The following is a 13545-nucleotide window of genomic DNA, read 5'->3' on the forward strand; positions in this document are numbered from 1 at the left end:
CGATCTTTGACCCGATTGGAGCACCCATGCCAGGCGTAACCCGACTATCGGTCCGCAATATCCGCAAGAGCTTCGGTACACACGAAGTGCTGCGCGGCATTTCCCTCGATGCGGAAGACGGCGATGTGATCTCGCTGCTCGGCGCCTCCGGCTCCGGCAAGTCGACCTTTCTGCGCTGTATCAACCTGCTCGAAACCGCAAGCGACGGCGAGATCTTTGTCGACGGCGAACAGATCCGCATGGTGCACAAGGGCGGCACGAGCAAGCCGGCCAGCCAGAAACAGGTGGACCATATCCGCTCCGAACTCGGCATGGTGTTCCAGTCCTTCAATCTCTGGTCCCATATGACGATCCTGCAGAACGTCATCGAAGGGCCGATCCATGTGCTCAAGCGCCCGCGCGCCGACTGCATCGCCGAGGCCGAAGCGCTGCTCGAAAAGGTCGGCATCGCCGATAAGCGCCATGCCTATCCCGCCCATCTCTCCGGTGGCCAGCAGCAGCGTGCCGCAATCGCCCGTGCGCTGGCGATGAAGCCGAAGGTGATGCTCTTCGACGAACCGACCTCGGCGCTTGATCCGGAGCTTGTCGGCGAAGTGCTGCGCGTCATGCGCGCGCTGGCCGAGGAGGGCATGACCATGCTCGTCGTCACCCATGAGATGAGCTTTGCCCGCAACGTCTCGAACCGCGTCGTCTTCATGCGCGAAGGGCTGATCGAAAGCAGCGGCAAGCCCGACGAAATGTTTACCGGCGGCGCGACACCCGCCTTTCGCCAGTTCATCGGCCATTTCGGAAGCGGTCAATGACAATCACCATCGAGTCCGTGCTGACCTGGCGCGATGTCGCGCGCGTCGGGGCAGGGGAAGCGCTTGTGCTGTCGCCGGCCGCCTCAGCGCGCGTCGAGCAGGCAAGCCGCATCGTTGCGCGCATCGTCGAGACAGGCGTGCGCGCCTATGGCGTCAACACCGGCGTCGGGGCACTGGCCGATACGGTGGTCGATCGTGCCTCGCAGAGCCTGTTGTCACGCAGCATCGTGCTCAGCCATGCCTGCGGCGTCGGGCCATTGCTGGCCGCCCGCGAGGTGCGCGCCATCATCGCCGCACAGATTGCCAATTTCGCCCATGGTCATTCCGGCGTGCGGCGCGAGATCGTCCAGCATCTTGCGGCCATGCTGGAACATGATTGCATTCCCGACGTGCCCTCCAAGGGCTCTGCCGGCTACCTCGTCCACAACGCCCATATTGGGCTTGTTCTGATCGGCGAAGGCAGCGCTCTCCTTTCCGGCCGGCGTATGAGCGGTCGCGAGGCGCTTGCCGCGATCGGCCTCGAACCACTGGTGCTCGGCGCCAAGGAGGGCTTGAGCCTTGTCAACGGCACGGCCTGCGCCACCGGCCTGACCGCTGTGGCGCTTTTGCGCGCCGAGCGGCTGCTCGACTGGGCCGATGCGATCGCAGCACTGACGCTGGAAGCGGCAGGCTGCCAGATCGCCGCCTTCGATGCGGCGGTGCTGGCGCTGCGCCCATCGGCGGGAATAGAGAAAGTCGGAGCGAGCCTGCGCGCCAGGCTTCAGGGCAGCGGTCTTGTCGCCGCCGCCTTCGGCCGGCGCACGCAGGATGCGCTCAGCCTTCGTTCGGTGCCGCACGCGCATGGTGCTGCCCGCGATGTCTTCGACAATTCCGCCCGCATCGCCGATCAGGAGCTTGCCTCGGTGACGGACAATCCGGCTGTCTCGGGCACGCCGGAACATCCGATCGTCTCTTCCGAGGCGCATGCGGTTGCCCCGGCGCTCGGGCAGGCGGCCGATAGCCTGGCGATTGCGCTCGCACAGATCGGCGCGATCAGCGAACGGCGCATGGACCGGCTCGTCAATCCGCTGGTGAGCGGTCTGCCGCCGTTTTTGGCGAGCGATGCCGGCAGCCATTCCGGCTTCATGATTGCTCAGTATACCGCTGCCGCGCTCAGCAACGAGAACCGCCGCCTTGCCGCACCCGCGGCCATGGACGGCGGGCTGACCTCGGGCCTGCAGGAAGATTTCCTCGCACACCCGACGGCTGCCGCCGGCAAGCTGCTCGCCGTCATCGACAACGCCGAATATATCCTGGCGATCGAGCTGATGGCTGTTGCCCAGGCGCATGATTTCCTGGCGGCGACGGCGCCGCGGGCGGCAGGCACGGATCTGGTCTATAGGGCAGTGCGGGAACATGTTTCCCATTATGGCGACGAGCGGCCGCTCAACGGCGATATCGAAGCCGTGTGCAGCCTGATCCGTGATACTGCGCCGCCGCCGATTGCTTGAGTTGGAGACGGCTGTCAGAACGGCTTGCTGGTTTCGGAATTCTGCTTTGGCTTTTCGCCGGCCTCAAGACGTTTGAGGCACTGGAGATAAGTCGGGTAGAGCTGATCCACCCGCGAGAGCGGCAGTGTCCAGTCGCCTTCATCGCCGGCAAAGGTAAGCTGCACGTCAGGCATTCCGGCAAAGGAATTCTTGATGATCTTCTTCAGTCCGCCGCTCCCCTTGCTGGCCGGACCCCAGAGGCGAAGCGTGTTCTTGTCGAAAAATTCGGCAGCGACTACTTTCGTCGTCGTACGGTTGGTCAGTGTCACCTCGGTCTTGGTGTCGGCCGGAATGTCCCATGTGTTCTTTGAAACCAGCCAGAAGGTCTCGGTCGCGCTCTGGCGGAATTCCATGGTCTTGCCGATCTCGCTGTCCCACAGCAGGCGGCAATAGGGATGCGGGCCCTCATTCGCAAAGCCGACCGACCATTGTCTCGCGCCGCCCATCCATTCGGTCTCGCCGAAGGCGGAGGCCGGCTGCAGGACGGCTGCCATCAGAAGCATCACTGTCGGAATTTTCATCGCCGAACCATCTCCAACGCAATCGGCTTCAGCAATAGCAAAAGAAGGTTGAGCTTTTGCTACCACAGCGCTGCGCGTCCTTTCAGACCTGCAAAGGACGCTGTAGCAGTTTGAACTGCTGGAGCAAGTTTCGCGATGGCTGCCAGGCAAGCCCATATTCTACGAAGATTGGGAGATCCGAGCCCCGAAGACGTTTTGGCGGAGCGTGCAGTCGGCTGCAGTTCACTTTGGAAAGAGGAACGTGACCGCGACGCGGAAGCCCAGTCCTTCCGGGCCATTGTCTGGAGCCGCCGCCCAATATCGTATGCCCGCCGTCAGGCTGATTGGCTGCTTGTCGATGGTGATCAGCTTGGCGACTGCGAAGTTGATCGGCACCGACCAGTCGTTCGTTTCCCAGTTATAGGTCGACTCCGTATTCAGCGAGAACGTCCAGGCGTCCTTGGTCGTGTAGGAGAGGAACGGCTGGAGGAACGTCGAACTCACATCCTCCCGGTCGCTTTGACCAGCGAACGACCAGATGTGGTTCCCGAGAAAGCCGTAAGTCCAGGGGCCGTCCTGCTTAAGAACGACCGCTGTCGGACCCGCACCCCACTTGCCGCTTCCGAGGAGATCGTCCGTTGCCGTCGGCAGCAGGAAAACGGGGCCAACGCCCCAGACGATGCCGCTCTCGGTCGGCTTCGACGGCGAGAAGAAGAAGCTTTGCGTGGTGTCGCCCAGACCGAACTGCGTTCCCGACGGTCCGGCAATGTCGTTTTGCCATGTGACGGGCAGGATGGTGCGCGAGATGACGTTCCAGTCCTCGTTTATCTTGAAGGGAATGACCGGCTGAATGTTCAGCGTCGCCTTGTCGCCGTCGTCTGGACCATAGCCGTGATCGTAGTTGAACTGGAACGGCACGCTGATGAGCGAGGCGATCGGATTTGAGAGCTTCTTCGCCAAGTCTTCATTCGACTGGGCGGCTGCCGTCCCTGTCCAGACACCGAGCGGCGCGACAACCAGTACTAGCCAAGTAGCGACTTTCTTCATCAATGCCTCCATGATCCGATTGAACCCAGCCCGCAAGGCAGGCTTCCTCCGAAATGAAACGATATCCCCCCGGATCGATGCTGTTGGATACCGAACTGTGACCCGCTGTCACGGCGGCTCTCTGCTTCCTGGGAGAGGTCGTTGTCCCGGCTCCTCGAGGACACCAGGTGTTCAAAAGGCGAGCATACTGGAAGGATAATCGCTAACAGTACGAAGTTCGCCAGTCCGCCCGTTAGAACCGGATGGCGACCCCGAAGATCGGCCCCTGCTGGACGACGTCAAAGACGAACCCGTCATTATCGTAATTGACGCCGAGTGCACGATATCCGGCGACCGCTGAGATGGTGTCGTTGAACTTGTAGCCGAGGCCCAACGCCACATCCCAGTCGATATCGGCGCCGCCGGCGCCCACTAGGCCCCACCCCGTGACATAGATTTCCGGCGTGAAGAAGTAGTTTCCTCGGACGCCCGCAACGGCATCGACCCATGTCGCGCTGTCTTCGACATCCACTCCGGCCAGAATGCCGCCATTGAAGGAAATCTCGGTTTTGGCCGACCAGACCCTCATGCCACCGACCACGTCGAGGTGGCCATTTTGATCTTCGAGCACGGCGTAACCGACGCCAAGAAGTCCCGCGAAGGTCTTCGATGTCACATCGACGCTATCAGCAAGGATGCCGGCAGGTGTGTCGGCGTCGGCACCGAGCTTGGTGTAGATCACGTCACCAACGATGCTGAAGCGATCGTATCTTGCTTCGCCTGCCGCCATGAAAGCGAAGTCGAGGTTGTTGAGGATATCGCCGAAATCCGCGTCGACATGAACTTCCGGCAGCCCAAACTGCCCAATATCGCCGGATAGGCCGGCAGCCCAGAAATATGGCGCGAAGGTGAATTGCCAGCCGCTCTGGCTCTCGACTGTTTTTGCTTCCGGCGTGAGCGGCGTGATATCGGCGGCGTTGCCGGCCGACGCCGCGCAAATGCCCGCCCCCAACAGAATGGCACGCAAGTATATGGCTTTCATGAGAATCCCCCGACCTCGTTTCGCCTCGGCACTGCTGTCCCGAGTCGGCACTGTGCAGCGAGAAGTAGATTTCGACAAGCTCAAATACCTATTTTTCGTTGATCGCCTGCTTCAACTGCCTGATGAGGCCTGATATCTGCGGGTCCTGAGGCCTCAGTCGCGCCAGATCTTCCGCGTATTTCAGAGCTTCCGGAACGCGTCGAAGCTTGAGACTGTATTGAAGTGCCAGGCCAAGGATGTCGGCGTCTGCGCCTGCTGCCCAACCATCGAGCTTGTCCAGCGCTTCTTCCGTCCGGCCAGCTGAATCGAGAGCGACGGCAAAGGTCGTCTTGTAGCGGGAGTTTTGCGGATCCAGCCGCACCGCTTCTTGGAGTTCCGTGATAGCCTCGGTCAATGCCTGCTTGCGCACCAGGGACAGCGCATGTCCGTATCGCAGATCCGCGCGTTCAGGCGCCATCCCAATCGCTTCGGCATAAGTCTCTTCCGATTCGTCGTTCCGGCCGGTGGCGCGGTAGAATTCCGCGAGATTGATGCGCATTGCCTCCAGTGTCGGGTCGAGAAAAATCGCCCGCCGGAAGGCGGCTTCGGCCTCCGCCGTACGCTGTCGAGCAAACAGGAAGACGCCATAATTGCTTTGTGTTTCCGCGACGTCGGCATTCGTTTCGACATAGGCGCGCAGGTCCGCGACAGCCGTTTCGAAATTGCCTCGCTGATTGCCGAAGAGGTTGGGAGGGATGCTTGCGAGTGCATTGGCGGCAGCAACGCGCACCGCACGCGTTGGATCGCCCAGCAGGTTGCCGATCGCCTCCCGCCTCTGCTCCGGCGGAATATTGCCTGCTGCTTCCGCAGCGCCGAGCCTTGCGAGCGGATCTGCATCGGTTGCGGCCGTTCGAATGTCGGTGGCGACATCCACGCCGCTAATTCCACTCAGTGCGGCGATGGCGCTGCCCCTGACAATTCCCGCCTGGTCCTGGTCACTGACAAGCGTGCGCAGAGCCTCCACTGCGGCCTGATCGCCGTTCGCAGCTCCGGCGAAGGCATGGGCGATCGATGGGCGTTTGCGCCATTGCGTTCCGTACCATCCGTCCATTGTCTCAGTTGCCCAATCATCGGTTCTGCCGACATGGCAGGTCGTGCACGCATTCGGCGTTCCAAGGGTTGCCGACAGGTCAGGCCTGGGGATGACGAAGGAGTGGTCGCGGCGCGGATCGACCTTCATATAGGTGCGTTCCGGCATGTGGCAGTTGGCGCATTGCGCCCCGGTCGAACCGGTCTGATGGCGGGTGTGCGCGGGAGTGTCGAACAGCCCGCTCGGATCCTGGTTGACGAAGCGCTCCGGCTTCGTCTCGGCGTGGCATTGCGTGCACAGCGCGTTGCCCTCGGCCTTCAGGCCGGCATCGTGCGGCCGATGGCAGTCGAGACAGGTCACACCGGCCCTTGCCATCTTGCTTTGCTGAAACGAGCCATATTCGAAGACCTCGTCGAGGATCTGTCCGTCCGGGAAATAAAGATCCTGCCGAAGCAGGTCGGGGGAAAAATAATCGAGAAAGGGCTTTCCCGGTTGATAGCCGTCCAGCAGCTTGGTGCGCCTGGCATGGCAGGCGAAACAGATGCCAGCATCGACTTTCGGCAGACCTGTATCCGGCTTGACGGAGGATGAGGCGTTGCCCGATTGCGCTGAAGCGACGTGCTTGGCGCTCGGACCATGACAGGACTGACAGCCGATGCTGGTGGCGACGTAGGTCGACTTGTATTCGTTCGTCTGCGGTTGAAACTTCGCCTGGGGATCGGTCGAATGACAATCGATGCAGGTGCGGTTCCAGCGGTAGAAAGGACCTGTCCAATGATAGGTGGAGCCCGGTTTGGCCGGCGTCCCGTTGCCGAGCCAGAACCACTGCCGTCTGACCGTATCCCAGGCGATGTCGAGAGCCTGCAGCCGTCCTCCCCCGATGTCGATGAGGTATTGCTGCAGGGGCTCGTAGGCGAAGGTATATTTGACTTCGAACTCGGCCTGGTTGCCGTCCGCCCCCTCGGTGTTGATGAAGAAACGGCCATCGCGGCGGGTGAAGGTCGTGACGACGCCGTCATGGTCGAACGTGGCATTGTCGAAATCGCCGCGCACCGTTTCGTCATTGGCCAATGCCATGGCCTTTGCATGGTGGGACTTCGAAAAAGCCGCAGCCTGATCGGCGTGGCAGGATGCGCACGTCCTTTCGTCCACGAAACCCTCATGGATCGATATCTGCGGGTCGGCGCCGGATGTCGGGATGTCATCAGTGGCAAGGCTGCGCCCGGCAGGCGCGAGCAACAGGAAAAGCAGGACGGCTATTCGTCCCACTGCTGCTGACCGAACAGATGCTGCCACTCAATCGCTCCCTGTAGACGTGTTAGAAAGTCGGGGTCGCCGTGGTTCAAACCTCTGGCGCGAGGCGCAATCCTAATCCTTGAACACTTGCTTCCAGTCGGCCTTCATATCGACGACGGTCCAGCCGGTGATCGCGGCCGCATCGAGCGCCTTGTCGAGGCGGCCGAACTCTGTATCGCGGTCGTAGGCATATTCACGCTCCGCATCGGTGTGATGGATCAGCACGCCGAGCCTGGCAGGTGCGCCTGCCATGGTCGTCCATTGCAGCATTTGGAGATCTCCGTCGGAATTGCCGAAGGCGGCAATCGGCCGCCGGCCGATCTGCTGGTTGATCCCGACGGGCTTGCCGGCCTTGTCGTCGATGAAGTTGACTTCGGGGAGGCGGTAGAGGGTTGGCGTGTCGTCCTGCATCCTGAACTCGGTCTTGATCGAGGAGCCGATAACCTGCTCCGGCGGGACGCCATAGACTTTTTCCGCCCATGGCCGCATGAACTCGATTCCTCCGCCTGAAACGATGAAGGTCTTGAAGCCGTTGGCGCGGAGATAGGCGAGAAGCTCGACCATCGGCTGATAGACGAGTTCTGTGTAAGGCCGCTTGAATTTTGGGTCACGTGCCGACGCCAGCCAATCGGTCACGATCTTCTGGAAATCGTTGCTGGTCATTCCGGCATGCGTAGTCATGATGAGCTCGACGAGGCCCTTTTCTCCCGACGCCGCGAGCGCCGTCATGTCGCCTTCGAGCACGGCCTTGAACGGCTGCGTTTCCTTCCATTCCGGATGCTGCGGAGCAAGCAACTTCACTCGGTCGAGAGCAAATGCGAGCTGCGTATAGATCGGATGTTCGACCCACAGGGTTCCATCATTGTCGAAAACGGCGATGCGTTCCGGTTCCGGAACGAATTCGGGCGATCCTTGCCCAGTTACCTTATCGACGAAAGAAACGATGGCTGCCTTCGAGGCCGTGTCGTTCCATGAGGGCAGCGGATCGCTTTGAGCGTACGCGGAAGCAACAAAGAGAAGAGCCGCAGTAACAGCCAACGTTCCGCCGCGGGCCGACTTGATGAAATCTTGAAACGCGAACATCGGATGGCCTCCAAATTGCTGGTGCGAAAGTCAGATAGACAAGCTTGGAAGACGGCGGCTCTGGCAGATCCAGGCCGCCGTGCGAAAATCAGTTGCCGGTCGGCATAGGAATGCTCACGCCTTCCTTTGCCAAGGATTCTCGGATCCATTGAAAACGGCTGTAATCCGATAGCGTGATGGGACCGTTGTAGGTCAGGCTCTGGGGCTTGCGAGGTGGGTACTCCACGTAGGTGGCCATGATCTTCTTCAACTCTTCGCCCATGACGACGCCCATCCAGGTCCGCTCCGTGAAGTTGTTCATGAAAATGTCGTAGCGTTCCTGCGGGTCCTGCCACAGATCGAATACCTGGGGCACCGTGGCGACATACTTCTCCTCACCCTTCCAGCCGAGGTTGGTGTCGACCGCCAGCCCGCCCGTCGTGGCTCCGTTATCCCCGCGGATATTAAACGCGAACTTGTAGTTGTTGACGCGTATCGCACCGGGGGAGAGCTCGTTTTCGGTAAAGTAGAACCATGACTTGCGTTCCGATTTACCGGTTCCGAGCAGGATCGGCGACATGTCGTAGCTATCGAAGATGATCGGCTTGTCTTCGCGATCCTTGTCGGGAAGCGGAACCGCGCCGACTGCGGCGAATGTCGCCATCAGATCGAGACCACCGACGATGTCGTGATTTTTGGTGCGGGGTTTGATCTTTCCCGGCCAGACCGCAATCGCAGGAACACGGTTGCCGCCCTCTCGCAGGGTGCCTTTGGTTCCGCGGAACGGGGTGTATCCGGCGTCCGGATAGACGTCCTGCCACGCCCCATTATCGGTGGTGTAGAAAACCAGCGTGTTGCGGTCCATTCCGGTTTCCCGCAATTTGTCCATGATTCGGCCAATGCGAGTGTCGAGTTCCACAATCGAGTCCGCATACTTCGACTTCGACAGCGACTTGTGCTCGAACTCCGGGGCCGGCATGTTCGGTTGGTGGACCTTCATGAAGTTCACGTTGATGAAGAAGGGCTCGTTCGGCGCTTTGGCAGCCTCGTCAAGAAAGCCCAGTGCCGCTTTCTCTACGTAGCTGTCGAAGAACGGAATGCCGACAACGCCTTCCTTACCGTCGATCACGGGTGTGTCGACATATTGCCCGTTGACCTTGAATTCTTCGGTCACTGGTCCTCCTGCCTTGCCGGACAAAGCCCCCTTGGTCACCTTCTGGAACATCTCCCGCAGCTTCGGATCCATGTCCGGAAACCAGGTGGGATCGGCATAGGTATAGGCATTCAAGTGGTAAAGGCCGGTGTACCGCATCTCATCATAGCCTTGCGCAGTCGGCATGGCGTAATCCGCTTCGCCGAGATGCCACTTGCCGGTGAAGTAGGTGTGATAGCCACCACGTTTCAGCACGGATGCTAGCGTCCATTCGGCCGCGGGCAAGCCACCGCCCTGGCCCTGAAAGGCAACTGTCGTCATGCCGCTGCGGTTGGGTATTCGCCCCGTCTGCATGGCCGCACGGCCGGGCGTGCAGCTCGGCTGGGCGTAGAAGGAGAAGAAGGTCATGCCGTCTTCAGCCAGTTTGTCGATGTTCGGGGTCGGCATCCCACGACCTTCACCCCCGCCATAGGGGCCGAGATCTCCGTAGCCGGTATCATCCGAAACGATGAACAGGATGTTGGGTTTTCGTTGGGAGTCCTGCGCTTGCAGGGGCGAGGCCGCACACCAGAGAATGGTGGAAGAAGCCAGTGCTCCGATGCAGCGGATAAGGATTCTGCCGTTCATTTCAAATCCCTCCGTTGACGTTCTTGAACGACGGAGCCGCTCGCGGCAAAGGCTGCGATTGCATGCGTCGATTCAACTAGACTGCTTTGAAAATGAAGAACCTGCTGGAGCTGCCTCCGGCAGGGTTGCGAAGCCGGCAGCATCTCTGCCCCGGCCCGCTGAACTTTAGCAAATGCTGCCTTCGCCCGATATTGTACTTTAGGGAATCTCTTCATGCGGTCGCAATCGACAGTAGTGATGCGCAGGTGACGCCGCAGCGGGAAGCTGTTATTGTCGCCCGGCTTTGGGGGGAAAGCAGATGGGCTTGGGCGAATGGTCAGGTCGATTGTGCTGCACTGCCTTTTTGTTGGCGGTTGTCGCCATAAGTGTGTCGAATCGCCATGCCGCAGCCGCCGACACCTCGATTGCCAACCGGGTTCCCCGGGTCCTCGTTCTTTATCCTTATGATGAGAGGATCGCGGCGACGACTGCTGCCGGAGAGGCGCTGCGGAGCCGTTTGCTGGAGGCGACAAACGGCAAGATCGACCTGTTTTCAGAGTTCCTGGATCTCTCGCGGTTTCCGGAAGGTGACCATGTCGTGCGCATGGCACGATATCTCGGCGAGAAATACGCGCCGCGCCGCCCGGACGTGGTCGTGGCCCTCGGCAAGGAATCGGCGAGGTTCGTAACCGCGAACCGCGGCACGATCGCGCCTGGCGCAAAGATCGTCGCCGCCGGTTTCGGCACAGCCACCGCCGAGAAGATCGACTTGCCGGATGACGTGATCGGAGCCTTCACGACATTCGACATTCTGAAGACGGCCGAAATGGCCCGCAGCCTGCAGCCCGATGCCCGTCACCTCTACATTGTCGGCGGTTCGTCCGACTTCGACCGCGGATGGTTGACGACGGCCCGCGCGGCTCTCGAGCAGTTCTCGAAGTCCTACGAGACGACCTATCTGGAAGATCTGACGATCGACGAGTTCGTCGAGCGGGCATCCCGTGTGCCGCCTGACAGCATCATCCTGGCATTGACGGTCTTCAAGGATCGGGAAGGGCGCAACTTCATTCCGCGCGACGCGATCGGGCAGATCGCAGCGACCGCCAGCGCGCCCGTCTACGGACCCTACCAGACCTACATCGATCACGGTGTCGTCGGCGGCAACACCGTCACATTCGAAGCGCTGGGTCGGACCGTCGGCGACCTCGTTATCGATGCGATTGCCGGTAAGCCGGTGTCGGATCTCGAAGCGCCGCAGACCTATGTCGTCGATGCCCGGCAACTCCAGCGCTGGGGGCTCGCCGAAAAGGATCTGCCGCCGGGCACGACCCAGATGCACAAGGAAAGGAGCCTCTGGGAGGAACACTGGGTTGTGCTGTTGGCGGGGGGAGGCCTCGTGCTGGCGCAGGCCAGCATCATCTCGGTGCTCCTGCTGGAGCGGCGGCGCCGTCGCCGCGCCGAGCGCAGCTCGCGTCTGCACCTGCTTGAAGCCGTCCATCTCAACCAGTCAGCGACAGCCGGAGCATTGTCCTCGTCGATTGCCCACGAATTGAACCAGCCCCTCTCGGCCATTCGAAACAATGCCGAGGCAGCGTCGGTACTTCTTCGAAGCGAGAAGCCGGACCACGAACTGATCCAGCAGATTCTTCTCGACATCCAGGAGGACGATCAGCGTGCAGGCGATATCATCAGCCGCATGAGAGGATTGCTCAAGAAGAGAAGCGAGATCGATTGGCAGGAGTTCGACCTGAACGATGTCACGTCGAGCGCAATCCATATCATTCACGGCGAGGCGGAACGGCACGGAATCAAGCTGACATCAAGCCAGCTGCCCGGCGCGCTGCCGGTGCGTGCCGACAAAGTTCATGTGCAGCAGGTTATCCTCAATCTGGCGACCAACGCTATGGATTCCATGCTGGACGCCGTCTCGGCCGGGAGAACGCTCACCTTTGCAACGGGACTGGCGAACGGAAAGGTGGAGCTGCGGGTGTCCGACACGGGAGACGGCATCCCCGAGGAGAGGCTGAACAGCATCTTCGAGCCATTCTACACCACCAAACAAGCGGGTACGGGGCTCGGTCTCTCGATAGCCCGCGCCATTGTCGAGACCTATGGCGGCACCATCCGTGCCGACAATCGACCGGAAGGCGGCGCGGTCTTTCGGGTGGCCTTGCCGCTCGCCCGCAGGCCGGAGCGGTCGAGATGAAACCGGTCATCCATATCGTCGATGACGACAAATCCTACCGGACGGCGACCGCAAGGCTGCTTGCCGCACATGGTCTCAAGGTCGAAGCCTATGAATCCGGAGACCAGTTTCTCGCCGGCCTTTCCGCTTGCGAGCCGGGCTGTGTTCTCCTCGACCTCCAGATGCCCGGCCAGTCCGGCCTGGAGATCCAACGCCGGCTGTGCGAGCTGGCGCCGCTACTGCCGGTCGTGTTCCTCACGGGGGAAGGAGACATAAAGGCAAGCGTCGAGGCGATGAAGGCGGGCGCCAAGGATTTTCTGGAGAAGAGTTCGACTACGGCGGTATTGATCGAGGCGATCGATCGGGCGCTCATTCAATACGAACGACAGCTGGCCGAACACGGCCGCCTTCAAGCTCAGCGCACGCTGGTGGCGGGGCTCAGTCCGCGCGAGGCCGAAGTGTTCCGATTGCTCATTCGCGGCCGTCTCAACAAGCAGATCGCTTATGCGCTCTGCATCTCGGAGCGGACGGTGAAGGTCCATCGCCATCAGGTCATGGAAAAGCTTGCCGTACGCTCGCTGGCCGAGGCTGTGTCGATTGCCGCAAATATCGGCCTCATCGACCAGGATACGGCATCACCGGTGGGGTGATCGGCTCCTTCCCCTAAGGACAATATCAATCGACCTCCAAGCGGCCTAATTTGATCGGCAACCGTTAATCTCTCAAATGTTCGAAAGAGGGGGCATGAGGTGGAGAACCTTCGCCGCACGGTCGCTGTCGTCGATGATGACGCAAGCCTACGGCGCAGCCTCGGGCGGTTGCTCAACGCCTACGGTTTTCTAGCCGAGGAGTATGCATCCGCCGAGGCCTTTCTCGCTCGCGATCCCAAAACGGCGATAGACTGCCTTGTCCTTGATATCGACCTCGGTGGCATGTCCGGCATCGATCTGCAACGCAGGCTGAAGGCCGAGGGGACAACCCTTCCGGTGATTTTCATCACGGCACTGGAAACCGCCTCCGTGAAGGCGGAGGCGGAAAAGGTGGGATGCGTTGCTTATCTGCAGAAGCAGTTTTCCGGAGCCGCGCTGATTGCGGCCCTCAACAAGGCATTTGGATTGTGACTTGATAGGGCCGGAGACCATGCGCTCCCAAGCGCGGCGGTCGGCGTCGCATCGACGGCAGTCCTTTGCCGGACCGCGACTGTCTTATTGCGATCGCCATCTCTCCTTCTGCCAAGAACAAGCGCTGAACTTGAGCTGGCGGCACGGCCAGCA

11 protein-coding genes are annotated in these 13545 nt (G+C 60.8%); 5 read left to right on the top strand and 6 right to left on the bottom strand.

Features of this window, described 5'->3' with window-relative positions; translation table 11 throughout:
- Nucleotides 1–26: 26 nt before the first annotated feature.
- On the top strand, nt 27–803 hold the full coding sequence (locus J3P73_RS29155) for an ABC transporter ATP-binding protein (protein WP_018482978.1): 777 nt from the start codon (nt 27–29) through the stop codon (nt 801–803).
- Nucleotides 800–2293 (top strand): HAL/PAL/TAL family ammonia-lyase, encoded by a 1494-nt coding sequence (locus tag J3P73_RS29160; protein WP_130774334.1) that lies wholly within the window; start codon nt 800–802, stop codon nt 2291–2293. Before J3P73_RS29155 ends, J3P73_RS29160 begins: the two co-directional genes overlap by 4 nt.
- 14 nt (nt 2294–2307) lie before the next feature.
- Here J3P73_RS29160 and J3P73_RS29165 read toward each other — a convergent pair whose 3' ends face one another.
- The 6 genes from J3P73_RS29165 to J3P73_RS29190 all read right to left on the bottom strand — a co-directional run bounded on the left by J3P73_RS29165 (nt 2308) and on the right by J3P73_RS29190 (nt 10107).
- Entirely contained in the window at nt 2308–2853 is a 546-nt protein-coding gene (locus J3P73_RS29165) for a hypothetical protein (protein WP_024319891.1), read from the bottom strand.
- A 222-nt stretch (nt 2854–3075) separates the two neighbouring features.
- The gene (locus J3P73_RS29170) at nt 3076–3891 is read right to left on the bottom strand and encodes a transporter (protein WP_130774362.1); all 816 of its coding nucleotides are present in this window, start codon (nt 3889–3891) and stop codon (nt 3076–3078) included.
- A gap of 220 nt (nt 3892–4111) precedes the next feature.
- Complete coding sequence (locus J3P73_RS29175) at nt 4112–4900, bottom strand: DUF481 domain-containing protein (protein ID WP_128403737.1); 789 nt, start codon at nt 4898–4900, stop codon at nt 4112–4114.
- Between the two features lie 88 nt (nt 4901–4988).
- The gene (locus tag J3P73_RS29180) at nt 4989–7265 is read right to left on the bottom strand and encodes a tetratricopeptide repeat protein (RefSeq protein ID WP_130774333.1); all 2277 of its coding nucleotides are present in this window, start codon (nt 7263–7265) and stop codon (nt 4989–4991) included.
- A 72-nt stretch (nt 7266–7337) separates the two neighbouring features.
- Nucleotides 7338–8348 carry an HAD family hydrolase gene (locus J3P73_RS29185; protein WP_130737185.1) on the bottom strand — a complete coding sequence of 337 codons (1011 nt, stop codon included), beginning with the start codon at nt 8346–8348 and terminating at the stop codon, nt 7338–7340.
- 88 nt (nt 8349–8436) lie between these two features.
- Nucleotides 8437–10107, bottom strand: a complete 1671-nt coding sequence (locus J3P73_RS29190; protein ID WP_130773114.1) for an arylsulfatase — start codon at nt 10105–10107, stop codon at nt 8437–8439.
- Between the two features lie 298 nt (nt 10108–10405).
- Here J3P73_RS29190 and J3P73_RS29195 point away from each other — a divergent pair, with 298 nt between their 5' ends.
- From J3P73_RS29195 to J3P73_RS29205, 3 genes are all read left to right on the top strand, one after another.
- Nucleotides 10406–12292 (top strand): sensor histidine kinase, encoded by a 1887-nt coding sequence (locus J3P73_RS29195; protein ID WP_130774332.1) that lies wholly within the window; start codon nt 10406–10408, stop codon nt 12290–12292.
- Nucleotides 12289–12921: a response regulator transcription factor gene (locus tag J3P73_RS29200; protein ID WP_027689949.1), complete on the top strand. Its 633-nt coding sequence runs from the start codon at nt 12289–12291 to the stop codon at nt 12919–12921. Before J3P73_RS29195 ends, J3P73_RS29200 begins: the two co-directional genes overlap by 4 nt.
- A 99-nt stretch (nt 12922–13020) precedes the next feature.
- Nucleotides 13021–13392, top strand: coding sequence for a response regulator transcription factor (locus J3P73_RS29205; protein WP_130774331.1), 372 nt, complete (start codon nt 13021–13023; stop codon nt 13390–13392).
- Nucleotides 13393–13545: the final 153 nt, after the last annotated feature.

The organism is Rhizobium ruizarguesonis (assembly GCF_017357285.1).
In the GTDB taxonomy this organism is placed as follows: domain Bacteria; phylum Pseudomonadota; class Alphaproteobacteria; order Rhizobiales; family Rhizobiaceae; genus Rhizobium; species Rhizobium ruizarguesonis.